This is a genomic window from Gordonia sp. 34D (assembly GCF_056682775.1).
In genome coordinates this window covers 1,129,126-1,151,929 of sequence record NZ_CM155293.1, presented here as the reverse complement: position 1 = coordinate 1,151,929, position 22,804 = coordinate 1,129,126, and the positions used below count along the sequence as shown (strand labels likewise).

21 protein-coding genes are annotated in these 22,804 nt (G+C 63.1%); 11 read left to right on the top strand and 10 right to left on the bottom strand.

Annotated elements, in window-relative coordinates; translation table 11 throughout:
• Positions 1–16: 16 nt before the first annotated feature.
• The 5 genes from pgl to tkt are packed head-to-tail and all read right to left on the bottom strand — an operon-like array spanning position 17 to position 6,469.
• Positions 17–745, bottom strand: coding sequence for a 6-phosphogluconolactonase (gene pgl, locus AC1L34_RS05295; protein ID WP_424295436.1), 729 nt, complete (start codon positions 743–745; stop codon positions 17–19).
• 26 nt (positions 746–771) lie between these two features.
• A complete protein-coding gene (locus tag AC1L34_RS05290; RefSeq protein WP_424295434.1) occupies positions 772–1,689 on the bottom strand; it encodes a glucose-6-phosphate dehydrogenase assembly protein OpcA in 918 nt (305 codons plus the stop codon).
• A complete protein-coding gene (gene zwf / locus AC1L34_RS05285) occupies positions 1,686–3,224 on the bottom strand; it encodes a glucose-6-phosphate dehydrogenase (protein ID WP_424295440.1) in 1,539 nt (512 codons plus the stop codon). Before zwf ends, AC1L34_RS05290 begins: the two co-directional genes overlap by 4 nt.
• 5 nt (positions 3,225–3,229) lie before the next feature.
• On the bottom strand, positions 3,230–4,348 hold the full coding sequence (gene tal, locus AC1L34_RS05280) for a transaldolase (RefSeq protein WP_424295432.1): 1,119 nt from the start codon (positions 4,346–4,348) through the stop codon (positions 3,230–3,232).
• Positions 4,349–4,396: 48 nt separating this feature from the next.
• The gene (tkt, locus tag AC1L34_RS05275) at positions 4,397–6,469 is read right to left on the bottom strand and encodes a transketolase (RefSeq protein WP_424295430.1); all 2,073 of its coding nucleotides are present in this window, start codon (positions 6,467–6,469) and stop codon (positions 4,397–4,399) included.
• A gap of 418 nt (positions 6,470–6,887) precedes the next feature.
• Here tkt and AC1L34_RS05270 point away from each other — a divergent pair, with 418 nt between their 5' ends.
• The gene (locus tag AC1L34_RS05270; protein ID WP_424295438.1) at positions 6,888–7,841 is read left to right on the top strand and encodes a heme o synthase; all 954 of its coding nucleotides are present in this window, start codon (positions 6,888–6,890) and stop codon (positions 7,839–7,841) included.
• A gap of 87 nt (positions 7,842–7,928) precedes the next feature.
• On the opposite strand, the gene AC1L34_RS05265 is transcribed toward AC1L34_RS05270, so the two are convergent.
• Entirely contained in the window at positions 7,929–8,897 is a 969-nt protein-coding gene (locus AC1L34_RS05265; RefSeq protein ID WP_424295428.1) for a quinone oxidoreductase family protein, read from the bottom strand.
• A 34-nt stretch (positions 8,898–8,931) separates the two neighbouring features.
• Between AC1L34_RS05265 and AC1L34_RS05260 the strand changes: the two genes are divergently transcribed.
• Entirely contained in the window at positions 8,932–9,309 is a 378-nt protein-coding gene (locus tag AC1L34_RS05260) for a hypothetical protein (protein WP_424295425.1), read from the top strand.
• A 116-nt stretch (positions 9,310–9,425) separates the two neighbouring features.
• On the opposite strand, the gene AC1L34_RS05255 is transcribed toward AC1L34_RS05260, so the two are convergent.
• From AC1L34_RS05255 to mptB, 4 genes are all read right to left on the bottom strand, one after another.
• Positions 9,426–10,331 (bottom strand): COX15/CtaA family protein, encoded by a 906-nt coding sequence (locus AC1L34_RS05255; RefSeq protein ID WP_424297082.1) that lies wholly within the window; start codon positions 10,329–10,331, stop codon positions 9,426–9,428.
• Positions 10,328–11,146: an ABC transporter permease gene (locus tag AC1L34_RS05250; protein WP_424323977.1), complete on the bottom strand. Its 819-nt coding sequence runs from the start codon at positions 11,144–11,146 to the stop codon at positions 10,328–10,330. Before AC1L34_RS05250 ends, AC1L34_RS05255 begins: the two co-directional genes overlap by 4 nt.
• Entirely contained in the window at positions 11,143–12,126 is a 984-nt protein-coding gene (locus AC1L34_RS05245) for an ABC transporter ATP-binding protein (protein WP_424297086.1), read from the bottom strand. Before AC1L34_RS05245 ends, AC1L34_RS05250 begins: the two co-directional genes overlap by 4 nt.
• A gap of 88 nt (positions 12,127–12,214) precedes the next feature.
• Positions 12,215–13,987, bottom strand: a complete 1,773-nt coding sequence (gene mptB, locus AC1L34_RS05240; protein WP_424297088.1) for a polyprenol phosphomannose-dependent alpha 1,6 mannosyltransferase MptB — start codon at positions 13,985–13,987, stop codon at positions 12,215–12,217.
• A gap of 178 nt (positions 13,988–14,165) precedes the next feature.
• Between mptB and AC1L34_RS05235 the strand changes: the two genes are divergently transcribed.
• The 9 genes from AC1L34_RS05235 (at position 14,166) to AC1L34_RS05195 (ending at position 22,754) form a co-directional block, all read left to right on the top strand.
• A complete protein-coding gene (locus AC1L34_RS05235; RefSeq protein WP_424297090.1) occupies positions 14,166–14,918 on the top strand; it encodes a helix-turn-helix transcriptional regulator in 753 nt (250 codons plus the stop codon).
• A 23-nt stretch (positions 14,919–14,941) separates the two neighbouring features.
• Positions 14,942–16,348 carry a Fe-S cluster assembly protein SufB gene (sufB, locus tag AC1L34_RS05230; protein ID WP_424323185.1) on the top strand — a complete coding sequence of 469 codons (1,407 nt, stop codon included), beginning with the start codon at positions 14,942–14,944 and terminating at the stop codon, positions 16,346–16,348.
• The gene (gene sufD / locus AC1L34_RS05225; protein ID WP_424297517.1) at positions 16,348–17,523 is read left to right on the top strand and encodes a Fe-S cluster assembly protein SufD; all 1,176 of its coding nucleotides are present in this window, start codon (positions 16,348–16,350) and stop codon (positions 17,521–17,523) included. The genes sufB and sufD overlap by 1 nt, the downstream gene beginning before the upstream one ends.
• A gap of 34 nt (positions 17,524–17,557) precedes the next feature.
• On the top strand, positions 17,558–18,328 hold the full coding sequence (sufC, locus tag AC1L34_RS05220; protein ID WP_424297519.1) for a Fe-S cluster assembly ATPase SufC: 771 nt from the start codon (positions 17,558–17,560) through the stop codon (positions 18,326–18,328).
• Positions 18,329–18,379: 51 nt separating this feature from the next.
• Positions 18,380–19,648: a cysteine desulfurase gene (locus AC1L34_RS05215; protein ID WP_424297521.1), complete on the top strand. Its 1,269-nt coding sequence runs from the start codon at positions 18,380–18,382 to the stop codon at positions 19,646–19,648.
• A gap of 18 nt (positions 19,649–19,666) precedes the next feature.
• On the top strand, positions 19,667–20,206 hold the full coding sequence (gene sufU / locus AC1L34_RS05210; protein ID WP_424297522.1) for a Fe-S cluster assembly sulfur transfer protein SufU: 540 nt from the start codon (positions 19,667–19,669) through the stop codon (positions 20,204–20,206).
• Positions 20,203–20,544 carry a metal-sulfur cluster assembly factor gene (locus tag AC1L34_RS05205; RefSeq protein ID WP_424297524.1) on the top strand — a complete coding sequence of 114 codons (342 nt, stop codon included), beginning with the start codon at positions 20,203–20,205 and terminating at the stop codon, positions 20,542–20,544. The genes sufU and AC1L34_RS05205 overlap by 4 nt, the downstream gene beginning before the upstream one ends.
• Before the next feature lie 111 nt (positions 20,545–20,655).
• Complete coding sequence (trxA, locus tag AC1L34_RS05200) at positions 20,656–21,012, top strand: thioredoxin (protein WP_424297525.1); 357 nt, start codon at positions 20,656–20,658, stop codon at positions 21,010–21,012.
• Between the two features lie 194 nt (positions 21,013–21,206).
• Entirely contained in the window at positions 21,207–22,754 is a 1,548-nt protein-coding gene (locus AC1L34_RS05195; protein WP_424297527.1) for a hypothetical protein, read from the top strand.
• Positions 22,755–22,804: the final 50 nt, after the last annotated feature.

Sequence of the window (22,804 nt, the reverse complement as noted above, 5' to 3'; positions counted from 1 at the left end):
GTGGACCCGTACGACCCTAGTTCGGGAGTTGCGCGGCGGCAGCGCGATCCAAGAACCACACGGTGTTCTCGGTACCGTGGGCACCCGCGCACGGCCAGTCGTGTCTTGAGGCCCCCGATGCTGCTGCCGCGACCGCTTCGGCCTTTTCGGCGCCGGACACCAGGAACCAGACTTCCCGCGATGAATTGATGACGGGGAACGTCAAACTGATACGACGTGGCGGGGGTTTGGGGGAGTCGGTGACGGCCACGACGCTTCGCGATTCTTCGGCAGTGGCGTCGGTATGGGGGAACAGTGAGTTGATGTGCCCTTCACCCCCCATGCCCAGCAGGTGGATGTCGAAGATCGTGTCGTGTCCGACGAGGCGCGCGTACTCGGTGGTTGCGGCGTCGATATCGTCTCCGAAGTCACCGTCCGAAGCGGGGATTTCGTGGATGCGCGCGGGATCGATCTGGATGTGATCGAACAGCGCTTCCTCGGCCTGGAGCGCATTGCGTTCGGGGTCGGCAGCGGGGAGGAACCGTTCGTCACCCCAATACAGTTCGATCCGATTCCAACTGATGTCGCCGCTGTCGCGAGCCAACTCCCGAAGGAGCGCGATGCCGTTGCTGCCGCCGGTGAGCGCGATGGTGGCGATTCCCCGCGCTTCCTGCGCTGCGGTGACGGCGGCGATGAAACGCGATGCCGCCGTCGACACCAATTCAGCTGACGAATCAAAAACCAGACGCTCGGTCGGGGCAGTCATCTTTCGCTTCCTCCAGGTGGCACAGACTATTCGTGGGTAACGCCGGACAGACCCCGCAGGGCGACTTCGTACACTTCATCGGCATCGAGACGACGCAACTCCTCCGAAAGGCACTCGGCCGTCGACCGCAGGGCGAACGACGACCGGCCGTCAGGGTGGCCGGTACTTCGGATGACTCCGCCGTCGGGGCCGCCGCTCAGCGACAGTTCGCCGTTGGTGAGCGTCAAAGTCACCGCGAGATCATCGGTGGTTTCGGTGGTGCTGTCGCGCACCACGGGAACCCCGAGTTCGCCAGCCAGCCAGCCAGCAAACAGGTCGAGGCCGGTGAGCCTGCGGTCGCCTGTCACGCGAGCCGAGGTGACCGCCTGATGGGGCGGACGGTCGAGAGCGGAAACGAGGCTGGCGCGGAAATGGGTGATTGCCGACCATGCCAAGTCCGTATCGCCGGGTGTGTATCCGACGCGGCGAGCGGCCAGGAACGCCCCCGGATCATCGGTCCGGCGACCGTTGGTGATGCGCCGCGAGGCGAGGCGCCCCAACTTGTGCTCGGCGGGATTCGCAGGTGCATCCGCGGGCCACCACGTCACCACCGGTGTGTCCGGTAGCAGGAATGGGGTCACCACCGCATGCGGATGCTCCGCGAGCGAGCCGTTTAAATGCAGCACGACCACCTCGGACGCCCCGGCATCGCCGCCGACTCGGATTTGTGCGTCCAACCGGGTTTCGGCGGTCCGATCGTGTCGGACCACCATGATGACGCGGCACGGATGCTCGCGACTGGCCTTATTCGAGGTCTCGATAGCCTCTTCGGTGTTGTCCTTGGCATCGAGATCGATGATCAGGGTCAGCACCCGTCCCAGCGTGATGGCACCGCCGGTACGACGGACCTGGACCAGCTTCTTACTGATCTCCAGGGTGGATGTGTCGGGCAGGTCAACGATCACGGTCGCCTCCAGCTTCTACCGGTCCGGGCCAGCATCTCGTCGGCGGAAGCCGGTCCCCAGGTACCGGACTCGTACTCGTCCGGGCTTCCGGACTTGGCCCACTCGTCAAGCACGGGGTCGAGAATTGTCCAGCTCAGTTCCACTTCCTCGTCGACGGGGAACAGCGACGGTTCACCGAGGAGGACATCAAGCAGGAGACGTTCGTACGCTTCGGGCGACGACACCGTGAATGCGCCACCGTAGGAGAAGTCCATGTTGACGTCGCGGACCTCCATGCTGGTGCCCGGCACTTTGGACCCGAACCGAAGCGTGACGCCTTCGTCCGGCTGGACGCGGATGACGAGCGCATTCTGGCCAAGTTCGGCGGTCATGGTGTCATCGAAGGGCAGGTGCGGCGCGCGCTTGAAGACCAACGCAATCTCGGTGACGCGGCGACCCAACCGTTTGCCGGTCCGCAGGTAAAACGGCACCCCGGCCCACCGTCGGGTATCGACTTCAAGGGCGATCGCGGCAAAGGTCTCGGTCGTCGAATCGGGCGAGAAGCCCTCTTCTTCCTTCAGACCGATGACCGGTTCCGATCCCTGCCACCCCGGCCCGTACTGACCGCGGGCCGAGTTTTCCGAGATCGGCATGATGTTGCGCGTGGACTGCAGCACCTTGATCTTCTCGGTCTGCAAGTTGCGCGGGGAAAACGAAACAGGTTCTTCCATCGCCACCAGGGCGAGCAACTGCAGGAGGTGATTCTGAATCACATCGCGGGCCGCACCGATGCCGTCGTAGTAGCCAGCACGACCACCGAGTCCAATATCTTCGGCCATGGTGATCTGGACGTGGTCAACGTAGTGCGAACTCCACAGTGGATCGAACAACTGGTTCGCGAATCGGAGCGCCAGAATGTTCTGGACGGTCTCCTTGCCGAGATAGTGGTCGATACGGAAAACCGAATCTTCTGGAAAAACGCTGCCGACCAGGCTATTGAGTTCGCGCGCGCTCTCCAGATCGTGGCCGAATGGTTTTTCGATCACCACGCGACGCCAACTCTCGTCACTTTCCTGCGCCATGCCGGTACGCCGTAATTGGCTTAGCACCACGGGGAAGGCATTCGGTGGGATCGACAGGTAATACGCGTGGTTGCCGTCCGTACCGCGCTCGCGGTCAAGGTCGGTGAGTGTTTGCTGCAATTCCTCAAATGCCGCGTCGTCCTCGAATGTGCCAGAGACAAAACGCATGCCCTCGGCGAGGGAATCCCACACTTCCTGCCGGAACCCGGTGCGGTTACCCGCTTCCACCGCTTCGCGAACCACGGTCGCAAAGTCCTCGTCCGCCCAATCGCGGCGAGCGAAACCGACGAGCGCGAAGCTCGGCGGCAGCAGACCGCGATTGGCGAGGTCGTAGATGGCGGGCATCAGCTTCCGGCGCGCCAGGTCGCCGGTGACACCGAAAATCACCAGGGCTGATGGCCCCGCGATCCGCGGTAGTCGTGCATCATGCGGATCCCGCAGCGGATTGGTCCAATTGCGCTGCTGCCCACCCACTGCGATCAGGCCCGGGCTGCGTCGAGCTGGGTTTTGGTGGCTTCGAGCAGGCTGTCCCACGCCTCGTCGAACTTGGCGACACCCTCGGCCTCGAGAAGCTCGAAGACTTCTGGGAGCGCCACGCCGACTGCGGTGAGGGCGTCGAAGATCTCGCGCGACGCCTTCTCCTGACCAACGATGGACTCGGCGTTGACCCAGCCGTGCTCAGCGAACGCATCGAGCGTCTTCACCGGAATGGTGTTAACCGTGTTCGGTGCGACCAATTCGCTGACGTAGAGCGTGTCCGGGTAGTCGGCGTTCTTGGTTCCGGTCGACGCCCACAGTGGACGCTGGGGGAGGGCGCCGTGTGCCTGCAGGTCGGGGAAGCGAACCTGCTTCTCGAAGACCTCCTGGTAGGCGGCGTACGCGAGGCGGGCGTTCGCCAGACCCGCCTTGCCGCGCAGAGCGAGCGCCTCGGGGGTGCCGATGGCATTCAGCCGGTTGTCGATCTCGGAGTCGACGCGGGAAACGAAGAACGATGCGACTGACTCGATCTTGGCCGCGTCGTGCCCATTGCGGAGCGCCTGGTCGAGGCCGTCCAGGTATGCGTCCATGACGCCCTGGTACCGCTCAACGGAGAAGATCAGCGTCACGTTGACGCTGATGCCTTCGGCGATCACCTGGGTGATGGCCGGCAAGCCCGCTTTGGTGGCCGGAATCTTGATGAACAGGTTGGGGCGGTCGACGATCTTCCACAGTTCAATCGCCTGCTTGACGGTGCCGTCGGTGTCGTGCGCCAGACGCGGATCAACCTCGATGGAAACGCGACCGTCGTGCCCGTCGGTGGCGGCGAAGACCGGCGCGAGGACATCGCACGCGGTGCGGACGTCATCGGTCGTGATCGCGGTGAGGGCCTCGTCGACGTCGACGCCAGCGCGCGCGAGTTCCGCGATTTGGTCGGCGTAACTGGTCGACTTCGAGATCGCGTTCTGGAAGATCGCGGGGTTGGTGGTGACACCGACGACCGAATGGGTATCGATCTGCTTCTGCAGAGCGCCGGAGGTCATCAGATCCCGGGAGAGGTCATCGAGCCAGACCGATACGCCCGCCTCGGTCAGTGCGGCGAGATTCTTGTTCTGCGACATGTTTGACTCCTGTTGTCCAGGTTGGGAATTGGCTGCGGAAGGTCTGGTTTAGCGACCGACAGCGCGGTGCGCGGCCGCGGTGACGGCGTCGGCGGTGATGCCGAACTCTTCGTACAGCTTCTGGTACGGGGCCGAAGCACCGAAGTGTTCCAGGGACACAATCTCGCCGCCAGCGACGATCGCATGCCACGGCATCGCGATGCCCGCTTCGACGGCCACGCGCGGCACACCGGTCGGCAGCACCGACTCGCGGTAGTCCGCGTCCTGCTCGGCGAACCACTCCATTGACGGCATCGACACGACGCGTGCGGCGATTCCGTCGGTGGCCAGTGCCTTGGCGGCTTCGACCGCCAACTGCACTTCCGAGCCGGTGCCGATCAAGACCACATCAGCGGTGCCGTCGACATCGGAGAGCACGTACGCTCCGCGCGTGACGCCGTCGAAACTGGTGCCTTCCAAAACCGGCACGTTCTGGCGGGTCAGCGCCAAACCGACCGGACGGTTGCGGCGGGTCAACAGATGCCGCCACACGTGGGCCGTCTCATTGGCATCGGCTGGGCGCACCACGTCGAGATTGGGGATCGCGCGCAGGGCGGCCAGGTGTTCCACCGGTTGGTGGGTGGGGCCGTCTTCGCCGAGGCCGATCGAATCGTGGGTCCACACGTAGATCGGATCGATTTCCATCAGCGCCGCCAAGCGGACCGCCGGGCGCATGTAATCGGCAAACTGCAGGAAGGTGCCACCGTACGCGCGGGTCGGTCCGTGGAGGACGATGCCGGACAGGATCGAGCCCATCGCATGTTCGCGAATGCCGAAGTGCAGGGTGCGGCCGTACGGGCTTGCCGTCCACGTGCTGGTGCTGATGCTGGACGGACCGAATGACTCGGCACCATCCATTGTGGTGTTGTTGGATCCGGCGAGGTCAGCCGAACCGCCCCACAATTCCGGCAGCACCGGGGCGAGCGCGGAGAGCACCTTGCCCGATGCCGAGCGGGTGGCGACAGACGCGCCGGGCTCCCATGTCGGGAGGGCGTCGGTCCAACCGTCAGGCAGCTCGCCCGCGTGCAGACGGTCGAAGAGTGCCTTGTTCTCGGGGTTCGCAGCGGCCCACTGGTCAAAACCGGACTGCCAGTCGGCGCGCGCGACAGCGGCGCGGTCGGCTAGCGATCGGGTGTGCGCGATGACGTCGTCGGCGACGTCAAAGTTCTTGTTCGGGTCGAAGCCCAAGATTTCCTTGGTGGCCGCAACTTCAGCGTCACCGAGTGCGCTGCCGTGCGATGCGCCGGTGTTCATCTTGGTGGGCGCGGGCCAAGCGATGATGGTTCGCAGGCAGATGATCGACGGCATATCTGTGGTGGCCTTGGCGTTTTCAATCGCCTGCTCGATGGCGGTGATGTCTTCGCCGCCCTCGACGATTTGTACATGCCAGCCGTACGACTCGTAGCGCTTCGCAGTGTCTTCGGTGAGGGCGATCTGGGTGTCGTCCTCAATCGAAATGTGGTTCTGGTCGTAGAAGACGATCAGGTTGCCCAGTTCCTGGGTGCCCGCGAGGGAACTGGCTTCGGATGTGACGCCCTCTTCAATGTCGCCGTCTGACGCGATGACGTAGATGTGATGGTCGAACGGGCTCTGGCCGGCAGGGGCCTGGGGGTCGAACAGGCCGCGCTCGCGACGAGCCGCCATCGCCATTCCCACGGCCGAGGCCAAGCCCTGTCCGAGCGGCCCGGTAGTGATCTCGACACCCTTGGTATGACGGAACTCCGGGTGGCCAGGCGTCAGGGAACCCCACGTGCGTAGGGCTTCGATGTCACTGAGTTCAAGGCCGAAGCCGCCGAGGTACAGCTGGATGTACTGCGTCAGGCTCGAGTGGCCGCAGGAGAGAACAAATCGGTCGCGACCCACCCATGCGGGATCGTTCGGGTCGTGGCGCAGTGCGCGCTGGTACAGGGTGTACGCCAGGGGAGCCAAGCTCATTGCCGTGCCGGGATGACCGCTACCGCAGTGCTGAACCGCATCTGCAGCCAGGATTCGCGCCGTGTTTACGGCCTTGGTGTCCAGATCTGTCCAGTCATCCGGGTAAACCTGCTGGGTCAGCGCGCGGATCTCGTCATTAGTCGCCACGGTAGTGGAGTCTCCTGTGCCTTGTTCTGTACTCGGACGGATAGCTATTCCAGCGTAGCCGTCGCCACCGCGACCGCGCTCGCCTGGCCACCTTCTTTTCACCCCCGGATGTGCGGAACTGCGAACCATTGCGAGAGAAAAGATGAGACGAGCCGTCGTGGGCGGTGAAAAGTTCTGCGGAAGTGTGATCTGGTCGCAGCCGATTCTGTTATCGGCGTGCTTCGGGTCTACCATCGTCTGTAGTAGCCCATCGGTGTGCCGCGATTCGTGACATTCTGCTGCGTGTGAACTGCCGGGCAGACCTCTCTGCTGCGGAGTCGCGGCAGTGTTGCTCGCTCCCGGTAATTCACCCGGCCCAATGTGAGGAGCATCAGTGAGTATTGGGGAAAGCGCGGACGTTGACGCCTCCTCGACCTCGATGTCGACCGACAGTCCGGCCGACCGGCCGGACGAAACCACCAGCCGGGGTAAGCATCTGTGGAACACCGTCCTCGCATACATTGCGCTGACGAAGCCACGGGTCATCGAACTGCTGTTGATCTCAACAATTCCAGTGATGCTCCAAGCCCAACGCGGCACCGTCGACATCGCCTTGATTGCCATCACCGTCGTAGGTGGTTGGCTCGGCGCGGCGAGCGCGAACAGCCTCAACATGGTTGCTGACGCTGACATCGATCAGAAGATGAAACGCACGGAGCGTCGACCGCTCGCCCGCCATGCGGTGTCGGTGCGAAACGCGCTGGTCTTCAGCATCGTCCTGGCAATCGCATCGTTCGCCGTCCTGTACTTCGGTACTGGCGGCAAGTGGCTGCCTCCGGTCCTGGTCTGGATCACGATCGCTTTCTATGCCGGTTTCTACACCCTGGTTCTCAAGCGTCGCACCTGGCAGAACGTGATTTGGGGAGGCCTCGCCGGCTGTACCCCCGCACTCGTCGGTTGGTCGGCGGTTACCGGCAACCTGAACTGGCAGCCGTTCGTGATGTTCTTGGTTGTCTTCTTCTGGACGCCGCCACACACCTGGGCGTTGGGCATGCGTTACCGCGAGGACTACCGCGCCGCCGGGGTGCCGATGTTCCCGGTCGTCGCCAGCGACGAGCGCGTGACAAAGCACATGCTCATCTACACCTGGCTGACGGTTCTCACGTCGCTGTTCCTGATCCCGGTCACAAGTTGGATTTACCTCGTGGTCGCGGTTGTCTCCGGTGCCTGGTTTATCTGGCGGGTCACCAAGCTGTTCGTTGAGACCCGACGTGGCGTCGAAGTGAAGCCGCTGAAGATCTTCCTGACGTCCAACGAGTATCTGGCGCTTCTGTTCTGCGGCTTGGCCGTGGACGCCGTCATCAACTTGCCGACCATCTCCAGCTACTTCTGATCTCCAGCTACTTCTGATCTCCGACGGCTAACCCCGGCGCGCTAGCGGTTCGCTAGGGTGCCGGGGTTAGTTGCTTCTCGGGTGGGGCTATACAACGTTGAGCATTGTTGAGCCGACGGTCGTGCGGGCTTCAAGCGCCCGGTGGGCGTCCCCGGCTGCGGCCAGGTCGAACGACTGCCCAATGTTCACCGGAAGCAAACCAGACGCGACGGCAGACAGGAAGGCGTCCGCGCGCCAGGCAAATTCGGCAGGATCGGAAATGAAGTGCGCCAGCGTGGGCCGAGTGACCGATAGGGAGCCCGCGGGGTTGAGGCGTTGCAGGTCGAATGGTGGAACCGGACCGCTCGCGGCCCCAAAGAGCACGATGGTGCCGCGTACCGCTGTGCATTGCAATGACTGCTCGAAGGTGGCTGCGCCGACACCGTCGTAGACCACGGGTGCGCCGCGACCGTCGGTGAGTTCCCGGACGCGGGCGACGATGTCGTCGTCGTAGCGGAGAACTTCGGCGGCACCGGCTTCGCGGGAAAGTTCCTCCTTGGCATCGGTCGATACCGTGGTGATGACGCGAACCCCGCGCGAGGTTGCCCAACGAGTTAGCAGGAGTCCGACTCCGCCTGCACCGGCATGGAGCAGGACCGTATCGCCGGCCTTGGGGAAGGCGCTTCCGTCCAGGAGATAGTGCGTGGTGAGCCCGCGCAGCAACGACGATCCTGCCTGCTCGAAGGTGACGGTATCGGGGAGCTTTACGGCGCGGTCGGCGCGAAGAACCGCTTGTTCGGCGTAACTGGCCGCCCCGTCGCACCAGGCGACGCGATCGCCGACGGTCACCGTTGTCACGCCCTCGCCAACTGCGCGGACTGTGCCCGCGCCTTCGCCGCCCGGAACGTAGGGCGGGACAGACGGGTAAAGGCCAGAGCGCAGATAGGTGTCGATGAAGTTGACCCCGGCGACGTGGACGTCAACGACGACTTCGCCTGTGCCAGCAGTCGGTTCGGGTCGTTCGACCAGGGTGAGGACTTCGGGGCCACCGTGGGCCGTTACTTCGATCGCTCGCATGGCTATATTTTGGCACGGACTATACTTCTGAATTATGAGCGAAGAGAATGCTGGTTCGACCGCCACTGCTTCAGCACCCGTGATCGCACTCCGCGAGGTCGTCGCGTCGGTCCGTAAGTTCGTTGCCTCCGAAGGGGGTTCGGCTAAGGCCGTCATTCAGCCCATTGGAGCGGCTGGTGTTCGCATCACCCTGGTGGGCGGGTCCAATGGAATCCTCGGCGACCGCGTGGTGGATAGCGTCGAGATCGCCAATGCCGTTGTCGCAGCCGTCGATGGTCTGGAAACCGCCGAGTGGGACCGTGACTTGACATCCGTCACCGAGGTCAGCCCATCGCACTGGCGGAAAATGGCCGGTTGGGTTGCCCACCAGACCCGTTTCCCGAAGGCACGTAACAACGCCATCGTGAAGTAGCTCCCACCGGGCTTCGCCCGACTTCTCCGTTCTCGCATGATGCGTCGATTCCCGCACCACGTCTGACGTGGTGCGGGAATCGACGCATCATGCGAGAACGCGCAGGGCGGGGTGGTTTAGCGGCCCTTGGTCGCCAAAATCAGTTGGGTGGCACCGATCATCAGGAGCGTGCTGCCGAACATGTGGAGGACGACGAGGACTTCGGGGAGCCCAGCGGCGTACTGGACATAACCGATGACGCCCTGTACGACAATCACCGCGCCGAACCAGGCGGCGGCCCGTCGCAACGATGAGACGGCCGCGACAGTCAGCAGAATCAACCCGATCGTCAAACCAACAAGCGTCCATACGGCGTCCACGTGCAACTGCGTTGCCTGTGTTGGTTCCAACCCATTGCGATGCGCTTTGATGTCGCCAGCGTGAGGACCGGATCCGGTGACGACTGTCCCCAGATAAATGGTCACCCAGGTGAGAATGTAGATGGCCCAGGCGAGCAAGACGGCAAAGCGAATCAGGACCTTCGGTTGGCCCGCGTCGTCGAGGGTCTGTTCCCGATTTGGCTTGGTGTGCACCACCATCCAGGTGGCAAGTGAAATGATCACCATCGTTGCGAGGAAATGGAGCGAGACAATCCACGGGTTGAGGTTCGTCAACACCGTGATGCCACCGATGACCGCCTGCAACGGCACACCCATCGCAACGCCAGTCGCGAGCCTGCGCGACAGTCGGTCCACCGGGACGCGGCGCATCGCGGCGACCCAGGTCGCTACCGCGATGATCACGAGTACCCAGGTCAGCATGCGATTGCCGAACTCAATGATGCCGTGAATGCCCATCGCGGCATGCGGAGTCACCGATCCCGCGGTGCATTGCGGCCACGTGGGGCAGCCGAGGCCTGAGTCGGTCACGCGTACCGCACCGCCGGTGACTACCAGCATCACGTTGGCGGCGAGGTTGGCGATGGCCCAGTAGTAGAGGAACTTGGCCGTCGGCCGCTTAAAGCCGAACCAGGAATCGATCATTGGAAGCGGAACCACCTAACTGCCAGGGCGCTGCCGATTGCAGCCCAGGCAATCAGGACGCAGAAACCGAATACATCGAACGACGAGGCTAAGGCTTGCGTGAGCGCCTCGGTGAGTGCGCCCGACGGGGAGAGTCGGGCGATCGTATGGACCAGGCCGGGGACGTGCTCGTCGAGCACAACGAGACCGGCCAGGGCCAAAAGGACAAACCAAATCAGGTTGCCGAGCGCCAACACCACTTCGGCTTTAAGCGTTCCACCGAGGAGCAGGCCGAGTGCGGCGAACGCGACAGTGCCGACAACGATTGCAATCGCGCCGAGGGCCAAGCCTGCGATAGAGGGGCGCCAACCAAAGGCCAAGCCGATGCCGCCGATGATGGCCGACTGAAGGGCGACGACGATCAGCACGGCAAGGGATTTCCCGGCAATGATGCCCCACCGGGGGATGGGTGTTGCCCCTAGACGTTTGAGGGCACCGTAGCGGCGGTCGAAGCCGACAGCGATGGCCTGGCCGGTAAACGCCGTTGACATGATCGCGACCGCGAGGACCGCGGGCACGAAGGTGCTGGCCCGCGCGGCTGGCGTGTCGCCAGCGCTGGTCGTTAGCGGCAGCAGGCTCAAGCCGATCAACATCGTGACCGGAATGAACATGGTGAGCAGCAGTTGTTCGCCATTGCGGAGTAGCAGTAGCAGCTCGAGGCGTGTCTGCGCCGCCAACATCCGAAAGAGCGGTGCGGGTTGCGGGTTGGGGGTAAAAGTTCCGCTGGGGAACCGGTTCGTTTCGGGTACGACGGTGGCGTTTGAATCGGTACTCACGCCCGCACCTCCCGTCCGGTGAGATTGAGGAAGACATCTTGCAGGCTGTTGCTGGCGACGTTAAGCGATTCGATGAGGGCGCCGCGAGCAGCGCACAGGCGCGCGATCTGTTCGATCGTCTCGGGCGTGATGTCGCCGCCGACAAGGTGCTCGCCAGTCGGACTGATCGTGGCGTGGCAACCCGCGGGCAGCACTTCCTGCAGCGCAGACGTGGTGATGGCGGCGGCACCGGTTCCCCCGACGGTGAACCGCAGTTGGCCTTCGGCGTCATGGCGAACGAGTTCGGCTGGCGTCCCCGCAGCAACCACCCGACCGGAGTCGATGATGACGATCTGGTCGGCAAGCTCCTCGGCTTCGTCGAGCAGGTGCGTGGTCAGCAGAATCGACACACCGTCGGCGCGGAGACGAGAAATCAGCTCCCACACCATTATCCGCGCGTGCGCATCCAGGCCGGCGGTTGGCTCGTCCAGGAAGACGAGCTCTGGACGGCCGACCAGCGCGCACGCCAACGACAGTCGCTGTTGCTGGCCGCCGGACAGGCGACGGAAGCTGGTGCTTGCGACGTCGTTGAGACCCAGTACGGTCAGGAGCCACTCGGGATCGAGCGGATTAGCACTGTAGGAAGCACACAGGCGGAGCATTTCGGCGGCTTTGGCACCGGGGTAGGCGCCACCACCCTGCAGCATGACACCGATGCGGGCTCGGAGCGCGTCGTTGTCGTTGATGGGGTCGAGGCCCAGGACTCGGACAGTTCCGGCGTCGGGCTTGGTGAAGCCTTCGCAGATCTCGACGGTGGTCGTTTTACCTGCGCCGTTGGGGCCGAGCAGGGCGAGTAGTTCACCGCGCGGCAGCAGGAGGTCCAGATTGTTTACGGCCGTCTTGTCGCCGAACTTTTTGACGAGCCCGCTGACCTGCAGTGCGGCGTTGTCGGAGCCCGGCTGGGGCGACGGCTCGCTGCCGGGCAAAAAAGGTTGAGGCACGACTACCAGCCTAGGCTAGAGATGCAGGTCACCGGCCTGCGGGTGGTGAGACTAACGCTGTCTGGCCGGTTGTGCCGGAATCGCACCCTTACCGGGCCTTTTGGTCGCGGCGAGCGCGGATCCAGTTTCGGATCGGACTATCGATGAAGAAGGCCATGCCCGCGATGGCCACCATGAGCAGGCCGGTCGCCAAACCTTGGGCCACCACCAAGGGGCTGGTGTCGGAGCTGGTTGGCATCACCACGATGGCGATGATGCTGGAGATGATGACCGTGCCCACGCGGAACCAGCGGGTGGTGGCCCATGCGGCCAGCGGAATGATGGCCCACAGCAGGTACCAGGCTTGGACGAACGGGAAGAAGATCACCACGCTGGCCATGGCGATGCCGAGGCCCCCGAGTGGGTGAATTCGTCCGGCCAAGCACGCCAGGAGCCACCGAACGACAAGGACGGCAGCCAGGAGTTGGCCGATGGGGCGCGCGACGTCAAGGATGGCTTGGGTTTGTTCGCCAAGGCCCAGCCAGAGGCCAACGCGACCTGAAACCACGGACAGCAGTGTCGGCATTGACATCCACGACCGGACAATACCGCCGGTACTCAGGGTGCCGGTCCAGCCGAATCCGAGGCCCGTGCCGAGGCAGATCCCGACGATCACGAGGCCAGCAATCACGACCATCGCGCTAGCGCTGGCGGTGAGGGCCCCAATGGACTTTTTGGATCGATCCCACCATTGTCGGACCGGCGCATGTCTCAGCGCGGGCAACGTCGCGCCCCAGCGTCGTGCCAGCACGATACCGACGAAGCCAAGCGCCAGCATCGAGGTCACCTTGATCATCGACGACGCCGCGATGACCGCGACACCGGCAACGAGCAGCCACCCGGCCTTCGACAGCCAGGGTTTATCCGCTATTCGCAGCCGGTCGTCGCCGTAAATTGCTTGGAAGCACCATTCGAGGCCCACGAGCATCATGCCGATCATGAGCGCCTCGTTGTGGATGCCGCCGACCAGGTGCAGGATCACGAGCGGGTTCAGGGCGCCTAGCCAGAGCGCAGCGACGGAAGAGACTCCACAGCGCCGTGCCAGGCGGGGGAGCGCCCACACAATCATGAGGACGCCGCAGATCGCGACTAAGCGGTGGAGGAGTACCGCTGCGGTGATGTTTTCCCCGGTGACGGCGGTGATCCGTTCGCCGATCCAGAGGAAGAGCGGCCCGTAAGGAGCGGGTGTGTCCTTCCACAGGTTCGGTACTGAGAGGGTTAGCGCGTGGTCAACGCCGAGTCCGCGCATCGGACTGTAGGTGTACGGGTCCATCCCCCGGTAGGCGATCGCACTCTGCGCCAGGTAGGAGTAGACGTCTTTGCTGAGCAGTGGCGGGGCGACGATGAGGGGAGCGACCCACATCAGAAGGGTGCGGTCGGTTTGGCCGCGGGTCATCCGGCGGGCGGGACTGCGGCCTTCGGCGACTTCGACGCGATAGCGGCCGATGGCGTATCTGCCGAGCATCACCCAGGCGACGACCAGCATGATGAAGCCGCCGATAGAAATGGTCAGCGCAGTTGAATACATCCGCGAAGGCAGCGAAAGAATGCGCATGCCGACGATGGGGTTCTGCAGGACGGGAAGCATGCCGGTTCCGAGTGATCCAATGAGGATCAGCATTGAACCGGTGGTGCCGAACAACCGGATGCGCCGCATCCGGAGGGTTTCTAGGCGATTGAGTGGCCCGACTTCCTGTTCGTCGTCGTGCATCCGAGCCACGGTGGTGCCAAAGTCGCCGATACGGTCGACGTCGTGGTCGACGGCGGGCTTGCTGAGCCCGATGTAGTCGAGTGTCCTTCGCAGGGCGGGGAGTGCTGGCACAACGAGAACTCTAACCGGTGGCCGGCGCGTGTCGTGTTTCCGCCGCCCCGCGGCTCGTTCCCGGCCGGAAAACCAGCAAATCAGTCCCGAAACCAGTATTTCCGGGCGAAAACCATGATTTAGGCGACCCTTGCTGGTTCGGGGGAAGTATTTAGGTAACAATATTGTTGTGGAAAGCATGAGCGCTAACGATCAGCTGCCCTTGCGGCAGCATGCAGACGGGACCGGCCCTGACGGCCAGACCCGCGCTGCGGTCGTTTCGCTGCTGGTCGACGTAGGTCCGATGACCGCTGGTGACATTGCCCAACAACTCGGCATTTCACCCGCCGGGGTCCGGCGACACCTGGAAATCTTGACCACCGACGGTGACATCGAAGTAGCACCGTCCGGTTTTCGTAAGTCCGCACCCGGCGCAGGTAGTCGGGGCCGCCCGGCTAAATGGTTCCAGCTGACTCCCGCCGGACGCGGAAAACTTCGCCACGCCTACGATGATCTCGCAGGCGCGGTGATGCGCAAACTTCGCGATGTCGCCGGTCAGCAGGCCGTCGACGAGTTCGCGAAGGAGCGCATCGCTGGCCTCGTCGCTGACGTGCAACCCGTCAGCGAATCTGGTTCAGTGATCGCCACGGTCGATCAAATTACTGACGCTCTCACTGCAGGCGGATACTCGGCGAACACCCGTGAGGTGGGTGCCGGAGTGCAAATCTGTCAGCATCATTGCCCGGTCGCCCACGTGGCGTCCGAGTTCCCGGAACTCTGTGAGGCCGAAACGGCCATGTTCACCGAGCTCCTCGGTACACACGTTCAGCGGTTGGCGACTATCGCCAACGGCGACTGCGTGTGTACGACGCACGTTCCCGTGCATGTCATGCCGAAGGAAGCCGCGCAGCCCGCAGCTTCCGAAACCTCCGATGGAAAGGTTCTCCGATGACGGTCACCGATCCGGCCACCCCAATGACGCAGGAAGAAACAATTGCTTCCTTCGATCGCTACGGTTACGGCTGGTCCGACAGCGACGCCGCAGGTGAGTCCGCAAAACGCGGCTTGTCCGAGGCCGTCGTCCGCGACATCTCCGACAAGAAGAGCGAACCCGAGTGGATGCTCGAGGCGCGACTGAAGGCACTCCGGATCTTCGACCGCAAGCCCATGCCCAGCTGGGGCGGCGACCTCGACGGAATCGACTTCGACAACATCAAGTACTTCGTCCGGTCGACGGAGAAGCAGGCGCAGTCGTGGGAAGACCTCCCCGACGACATCCGCAACACCTACGACCGACTCGGCATCCCGGAAGCGGAGAAGCAGCGACTGGTCGGCGGCGTGGCCGCGCAGTACGAGTCTGAGGTGGTCTACCACCAGATTCGCGAGGACTTGGAAGAGAAGGGTGTCATTTTTGTCGACACCGACTCGGGTCTGCGCGACTACCCGGAACTGTTCGAGGAGTACTTCGGCAGTGTGATTCCCGCGGGCGACAACAAGTTCTCCGCGCTGAACACCGCAGTCTGGTCGGGCGGCTCGTTTATCTACGTGCCCAAGGGTGTTCACGTCGACATCCCGCTGCAGGCCTACTTCCGTATCAACACGGAGAACATGGGTCAGTTCGAGCGCACGCTGATCATCGTCGACGAAGGTGCGTACGTGCACTACGTCGAAGGCTGCACGGCACCGATCTACAAGTCGGATTCGCTTCACTCGGCGGTCGTGGAGATCGTCGTCAAGAAGGGTGGCCGCTGCCGCTACACGACCATCCAGAACTGGTCGAACAACGTCTACAACCTGGTGACCAAGCGCGCCAAGGCGGAAGCCGGCGCCACCATGGAGTGGGTCGACGGCAACATCGGCTCCAAGGTCACCATGAAGTACCCGGCTGTCTGGCTCACCGGCGAGTACGCCAAGGGCGAGGTCCTCTCGGTCGCTTTCGCGGGCGAGGGACAGCACCAGGACACCGGATCCAAGATGGTCCATCTGGCACCGAACACGTCGAGCAATATCGTCTCCAAGTCGGTGGCGCGCGGTGGCGGACGGTCGTCGTACCGCGGCCTCATCAAGATCAACCCGGGCGCGCACGGCAGTCGTTCCACCGTGCAGTGTGACGCCCTGCTGGTCGACAAGATCAGCCGCAGCGATACCTACCCGTACGTCGATATCCGCGAGGACGACGTCACGATGGGCCATGAGGCCACAGTGTCGAAGGTCAACGACGATCAGCTGTTCTACTTGCGCAGCCGTGGCCTCACCGAAGAGGAAGCAATGGCCATGGTGGTCCGTGGCTTCGTGGAACCGATCGCCAAGGAACTCCCCATGGAGTACGCACTCGAGCTGAACCGGCTCATTGAACTGCAGATGGAAGGATCGGTCGGCTGATGGCGGACTCCGCTCCCACCACCAATTCACCGGTGGTGGTCAACAAGGGTGAGCTTTTCACCTCGTACGACGTCGAGGCCTTCGAGGTCCCGGCGCAGCGCGAAGAGTCGTGGCGCTTTACCCCGTTCCGTCGCCTGCATGGTCTGCACGACGGCACCGCACCCGCGTCCGGCAGCACGACCGTCGAGGTCACCGGTGCTGGCGAGGGTGTCTCGGTTGAGACTGTCGGCCGCGACGACAAGCGTCTCGGCGAAGGCGGTGTCCCGTTCGACCGGGTGTCGGCGCAGGCATATTCGTCGTTCGAGTCGGCAACCGTGGTGACCATTGCCAAGGAGGCTCAGGTTGCTGATCCGGTAACGATCACCGTGACCGGACCCGGGGTCGACGCCGTCGCGTACTCGCACCTTCAGATCCGCGCGGAAGCCTTCTCCAAGGCTACGGTTGTCATCGACCAACGCGGTAGCGGTGTCATTGGCGAAAATGTCGAGGTGATCGCTGGCGATGAAGCCCACATCACCGTGGTCAACGTGCAGGATTGGGAAGACGACGCCACGCACCTGGCCACCCACCACGTTTCGGTGGGACGGCACAGCGTCGTCAAGCACTTCTCGATCAGCTTGGGCGGTCACACGGTTCGCATCTCGCCGCACGTGCAGTACACCGCTCCCGGCGGCGACGCCGAACTATGGGGACTGTACTTCGCGGACGGCGGACAGCATCTGGAACAGCGACTTCTCATTGATCACTCGCAGCCCAATTGCCGGTCGTACGTCGTCTACAAGGGGGCCCTGCAGGGCGGACTGGATGGCGACAAGCGCAAGGAAGCGCACACCGTATGGATCGGCGACGTGCTGATCCGCCCGGCGGCCGATAACACCGACACCTACGAGTTGAACCGCAACTTGGTCCTGACCGACAATGCGCGCGCCGACTCGGTGCCGAACTTGGAGATCGAGACCGGCGAGATCATTGGCGCCGGACACGCGAGTGCCACCGGCCGCTTCGACGACGAGCAGCTGTTTTACCTGCAGGCGCGCGGTATTCCGGAGGATCAGGCCCGCCGCCTGGTTGTTCGCGGATTCTTCCACGAGGTCTTGGCGAAGATCGCCGTGCCTGAGCTCCGTGAGCGCCTCGAAGCCGCTATCGAAGCCGAACTCGCTATCGCAGGCGCCTGAGCCGCCTACCACTTACCTAAAGGAACTTTCTCTGATGACCACCTTGGAAATCCGCGACCTGCACGTCGACGTCGCACAGTCCGATCCGGACGCTGAACCCATTCACATCCTCAAGGGTGTGGACCTCACGGTCCGTTCGGGCGAGACCCACGCGATCATGGGCCCTAACGGTTCCGGTAAGTCGACCCTGTCGTACGCCATCGCAGGCCACCCGAAGTACGAGATCGTCTCGGGCACCATCACCCTCGATGGCGAAGACGTCCTCGCGATGAGCGTCGACGAGCGCGCCCGCGCCGGCCTGTTCCTGGCCATGCAGTATCCGGTCGAGGTGCCCGGCGTCTCGATGTCGAACTTCCTGCGCAGCGCGGCTACCGCGGTCCGCGGCGAGGCACCCAAGCTTCGCCACTGGGTCAAGGAGACCAAGCAGGCGATGGCAGAACTGGAAATCGACCCCGCGTTCGGCGAGCGCAGCGTCAACGAAGGTTTCTCGGGCGGCGAGAAGAAACGTCACGAGATCCTGCAGCTCGGCCTGCTCAAGCCCAAGGTGGCGATCCTTGACGAGACTGACTCCGGCCTTGACGTGGATGCCTTGCGCATCGTCTCCGAGGGTGTCAACACCTACAAGGAGCGCGAAAACGGCGGCCTGTTGCTGATCACGCACTACACGCGCATCCTGCGATACATCAAGCCGGACTTTGTTCACGTCTTCGTTGACGGCCGGATCGTCGAATCGGCAGGCCCGGAACTGGCCGACGAACTCGAAGAGAACGGCTATGAGCGGTTCACTGCCGCTGCCGCCAAGTAGCAACACTGGCTGCAGCCACCGTTTGACCGTTCGTGACGAAGGAGTAGTGCAATGACCACCGCAGCCGCTCTCGATGTCACGGCCCTGCGGGCGGATTTTCCGATCCTTTCCCGCACGGTCCGCGACGACAAGCCGCTGGTCTACCTCGACTCGGGTGCCACCTCGCAGCGACCGCTGCAGGTACTCGACGCCGAGCGTGACTTCCTGCTGAACCACAACGCTGCCGTGCACCGCGGTGCGCACCAGTTAGCCGAAGAAGCGACCGACGCGTACGAATATGCGCGGGCCGCGATTGCTGGCTTCGTCGGTGCCGCCGTCGATGAGGTGGTGTTCACCAAGAACGCCACCGAGTCGCTGAACGTTGTCGCGTACACACTGGGCGACGACCGTGCTGCGGGACTGTTCGGCGGTAAGGCACTGGGCCCCGGCGACACCGTCGTCGTGACCGAACTGGAGCATCACGCCAACTTGGTGCCGTGGCAAGAACTGTGCCGTCGCACCGGCGCGACGCTGCGTTGGTACGGCGTGACCGCCGACGGTCGTATCGACATGGACTCGCTCGAACTCGACGACACTGTCAAGATTGTCGCGTTCACCCATCAGTCGAATGTGACCGGCGCCGTCGCCGACGTGCCGGAAATGGTGCGGCGAGCCAAGGCAGTCGGCGCTTTTGTCGTTCTGGACGCGTGCCAGTCAGTACCGCATATGCCGGTCGACTTCGCAGCACTTGGCGTCGACTTTGCGGCGTTCTCCGGGCACAAGATGCTTGGACCGTCCGGCGTTGGCGTGCTGTACGGGCGCGCTGAACTGTTGACCGCACTACCACCGTTCCTCACCGGCGGTTCGATGATCGAGACGGTCACCATGGAGTCGTCGACGTACGCGCTTCCGCCGCAGCGGTTTGAAGCCGGTGTCCCGATGACCTCACAGGTGGTCGGCCTCGGTGCTGCTGTGAACTATCTCGAGAAGATCGGGATGGACGCGGTTGCCGCCCACGAGCATGAACTCGTGGTTCGGGCGCTCGAGCGACTCGGTGCCATCGATGGACTGCGCATTGTTGGCCCCGCGGACAGCGACATGCGCGGTGGCGCGATCGCCTTCGACGTCGCTGGCATTCATGCCCACGACCTCGGTCAAGTGCTCGACGATGAAGGCGTCGCCATCCGCGTCGGCCACCATTGCGCCTGGCCACTGCACCGAACCTTCGGCGTCCAGGCCAGCGCACGGGCATCGTTCGCGGTGTACAACACGCTCGACGAAGTCGATGCCCTCGCCGATGCGATCGGTGTGGCGCAACGGTTCTTCGGTAGCAGGACCTGACTTGAGAGGAGGACAGGCATGAGAATGGAACAGATGTACCAGGAAGTGATCCTGGACCACTACAAGCATCCGCATGGTCGGGGACTGCGCGAGGGGTTCGACGCCGAAGTCCATCACGTCAACACTTCCTGTGGCGATGAGGTGACCCTCCGCGTATCGGTGGCCGACGAAAAAATAGCCGATATCTCTTACGACGCCCAAGGTTGTTCCATCTCGCAGGCATCGACGTCGGTGCTCTTCGATCAAGTCGTCGGACTCAGTATTGACGATGCGATGAGCACGGTCGGCGAGTTCGCCACGATGATGACCTCCCGCGGCACCAACACCGGCGATGAAGAAGTCATTGGCGACGGCATCGCGTTCGCCGGTGTCAGCAAGTATCCGGCCCGCGTGAAATGTGCATTACTCGGCTGGATGGCGTTCAAGGACGCCTTGCTGCAGAGCGTCACCGCAGCAGATGCAGGCCGCACCGACGCTGGTACGGCCACCGACTCCACCGCAGCCCCCACAACAGGCCTGACTGGTTCAGGACAGATCCCAACAGGAGCACTCCCATGACCACCGAGACCCCGAACACCTCGCTGCCGTCCGTCGACGATGTCGAAGAGGCCATGCGTGACGTTGTTGACCCCGAGTTGGGCATCAACGTCGTTGACCTCGGCCTGGTGTACGGCATGGACATCGCCGATGACGCCTCGATCAAGCTCGATATGACGTTGACATCGCCCGCCTGCCCGCTGCAAGACGTGATCGAAGACCAGACCCGCAGTGTGCTCGTCACGAGCGGCCTCTGCACGGACCTGGAGATCAATTGGACTTGGATTCCCGCATGGGGTCCGGACAAGATCACCGACGATGGCCGCGAGCAGTTGCGCGCGCTCGGATTCACCGTCTAGCGACAGACGCCGCGACAGCGGTAGACATCATTTACCAGGCGCGAAGCCTGGTTTACCAGGCAAGGGCTCGAGGTCGGAATACCTCGGGCCCTTCTCCGGTTTAATACAAGTATGGCAACAATTGATTTGACGGGTACCGAATTCGAACCGACCATCGTCGACAACGAGATTGTCCTCGTGGATTTCTGGGCCAGTTGGTGTGGCCCGTGCCGGCAGTTCGCTCCGACGTTTAAGGCGGCGTCCGAAAAGCATCCCGATGTGGTGTTCGCGAAGGTCGATACCGAGGCCGAGCAGGAACTTGCCGCCGCAGCGAGCATCCAGTCGATCCCGACCATCATGGCGTTCAAACAGGGGCGCCTGGTGTTTAACGAGGCTGGTGCCCTGCCGCCACAGGCTCTCGACAGCCTGATCGACCAGCTCAAGGAACTCGATGTCGAAAAGGCATTGAAAGAGAGCGGACAAGCCTAAGGCCTCCGCACCCTAGCGGAACGTTTACCGCCGCCCGTGTGTGTCATGTGACCGACACACCGGGTGGCGGTTTCTTGCCTTCAGAGTGCCTCCCTTAGATTTAACGGAGACGAATGGTCGGCGCCGATACTCGACGCAGACCTGAAACTGAGGGGACCAAATTCGTGCGCAAATCCTGGATTTTTCTATTCGGCGTGATCGTGGCCATTATCGGCCTCGGGATCGCGGCGATGGCCGGGATTTTAACGCCGACGACGGCTGGCATTGCCCAACCTAACGCGGTGACACGAGCGGCAAACGATCTCAGTGCGGCGTTGACGGGCGTTGCCTCAGCGCCAGCGGCCACGTACACCGGCACCTTGAACGGTGATGACGCGTTGAGTCTGCAGCTCGACAATGTCACGGTGACGGCGGCCGGTGATCTCCGGGGAAAGGTCTCGTCCGGCGGCGGCAATGCCGAAGTTCTGATGGTTGGCGATGTGGTGTTGGTGAAGGGGGATGCCGAATTCTGGCGCGATCGTCATCGGACGCTACCTCCCGGGGTCACCCTCGCTGACGATCCCAACGGTAAGTGGGCGGTTGCCGATCCGAATATTCTCGGTGTCGATCTGCGTGCCGCGCTCCGCCCGAACCGCCTGGCCACCTCACTGTCGCAGTCGGACAAGCGAATCGGCGGCAGCGACATCACGGGTGCAGACGCATCTCCGACGATCGCGCAGACCCCTGACCGTCGCGTGAACACGGGGATCGATCCGGTCGATGTTCGCGAACTCGATGACCCGGTGACGGCGGAAGAATTCAATGGCACCCGCCAGATACGGGCCGGTGATGTAACAAGCACGTTGAACGATGACGGCGCCCTCGTCGGTTTCGCTGGTCCGATGGGCAGTGGGTTCTTCGGCGATCAGGCGAACCTGCGGGCCAATCTCAAGATCGCCAGCAAGTCGGTCCAGGAGACGACCAGCTTCTACGAGTCGATCTCGTCCTCGACGGGCGAGTTCACCGAGGTGCAGGTTCCGAGCATTGCTATCCCGGACCCGACTGGCGGTCTCGACTGCACCCTGGCCAATTGCACGCTCACTTACAATTTCCGAAACTCGGCAAGCGGGCTCACCGGTGGTGAAGTCACGATTAAACAGGACGCCGAGTTGAAGATGAACGGCAGCGCTGCCGGCAAGTGCACGTCCCAGGCGACAATGCCGATCAACGGTGGTACCCGGATTGTGTGTTCGATTCGGATCAATGCGCCGTCGAATATCGACATCAACTTCAATTCGACGAGCAAGTTTGCGTTGACGACGCGCGGCCGCCTCGATGTCGCGCACGTGCAGCAGATGGTCACGACGGGCCGGGAGCGGTCGGTCTTGGTCTCCGAATGGGTACCGGTGGCGCCGAAACAACTGGCTTCTGCACGCAATTACAACCGCGCAATTGCCGGGACGTCCTCAAGCTATGCGGTCAAGGTTGGGGACATGCTATTCGACGCACGCGAAGTTGACGGCACGCTCCTGCTGGTGATGTCGCCCGGATACGACGCACATGTGCTCCCGAACGGCGTCTTCGACCCCGCATGGCCCGGGACCAACGAGATCCTTGAATTGGGTCGCAATGCGCGCAAAGCCGCCGGTGACAAGCCCGTCCGTATGGTTTTCGCCGAGCAGCGGGCTGGCGACGCCGCACGCAAACTCTTGGGTGATGGCGGCGTAGCCAATGTCGAGGTCGTTGTCATTCCGATGTCATAGGCACATTCGCGACCCGACGATGAATGGGGTCAAATCAGCTTGCCGGGTCA

Bases quoted from the DNA above. Each gene is read 5' to 3' on its own strand.
- pgl (WP_424295436.1), bottom strand. From the start codon at position 745: ATGACTGCCCCGACCGAGCGTCTGGTTTTTGATTCGTCAGCTGAATTG.
- tal (WP_424295432.1), bottom strand. From the start codon at position 4,348: ATGTCGCAGAACAAGAATCTCGCCGCACTGACCGAGGCGGGCGTATCG.
- AC1L34_RS05270 (WP_424295438.1), top strand. From the start codon at position 6,888: ATGTCGACCGACAGTCCGGCCGACCGGCCGGACGAAACCACCAGCCGG.
- AC1L34_RS05265 (WP_424295428.1), bottom strand. From the start codon at position 8,897: ATGCGAGCGATCGAAGTAACGGCCCACGGTGGCCCCGAAGTCCTCACC.
- AC1L34_RS05260 (WP_424295425.1), top strand. From the start codon at position 8,932: ATGAGCGAAGAGAATGCTGGTTCGACCGCCACTGCTTCAGCACCCGTG.
- AC1L34_RS05255 (WP_424297082.1), bottom strand. From the start codon at position 10,331: ATGATCGATTCCTGGTTCGGCTTTAAGCGGCCGACGGCCAAGTTCCTC.
- AC1L34_RS05235 (WP_424297090.1), top strand. From the start codon at position 14,166: ATGAGCGCTAACGATCAGCTGCCCTTGCGGCAGCATGCAGACGGGACC.
- sufB (WP_424323185.1), top strand. From the start codon at position 14,942: ATGACGCAGGAAGAAACAATTGCTTCCTTCGATCGCTACGGTTACGGC.
- sufD (WP_424297517.1), top strand. From the start codon at position 16,348: ATGGCGGACTCCGCTCCCACCACCAATTCACCGGTGGTGGTCAACAAG.
- sufC (WP_424297519.1), top strand. From the start codon at position 17,558: ATGACCACCTTGGAAATCCGCGACCTGCACGTCGACGTCGCACAGTCC.
- AC1L34_RS05215 (WP_424297521.1), top strand. From the start codon at position 18,380: ATGACCACCGCAGCCGCTCTCGATGTCACGGCCCTGCGGGCGGATTTT.
- sufU (WP_424297522.1), top strand. From the start codon at position 19,667: ATGAGAATGGAACAGATGTACCAGGAAGTGATCCTGGACCACTACAAG.
- AC1L34_RS05205 (WP_424297524.1), top strand. From the start codon at position 20,203: ATGACCACCGAGACCCCGAACACCTCGCTGCCGTCCGTCGACGATGTC.
- trxA (WP_424297525.1), top strand. From the start codon at position 20,656: ATGGCAACAATTGATTTGACGGGTACCGAATTCGAACCGACCATCGTC.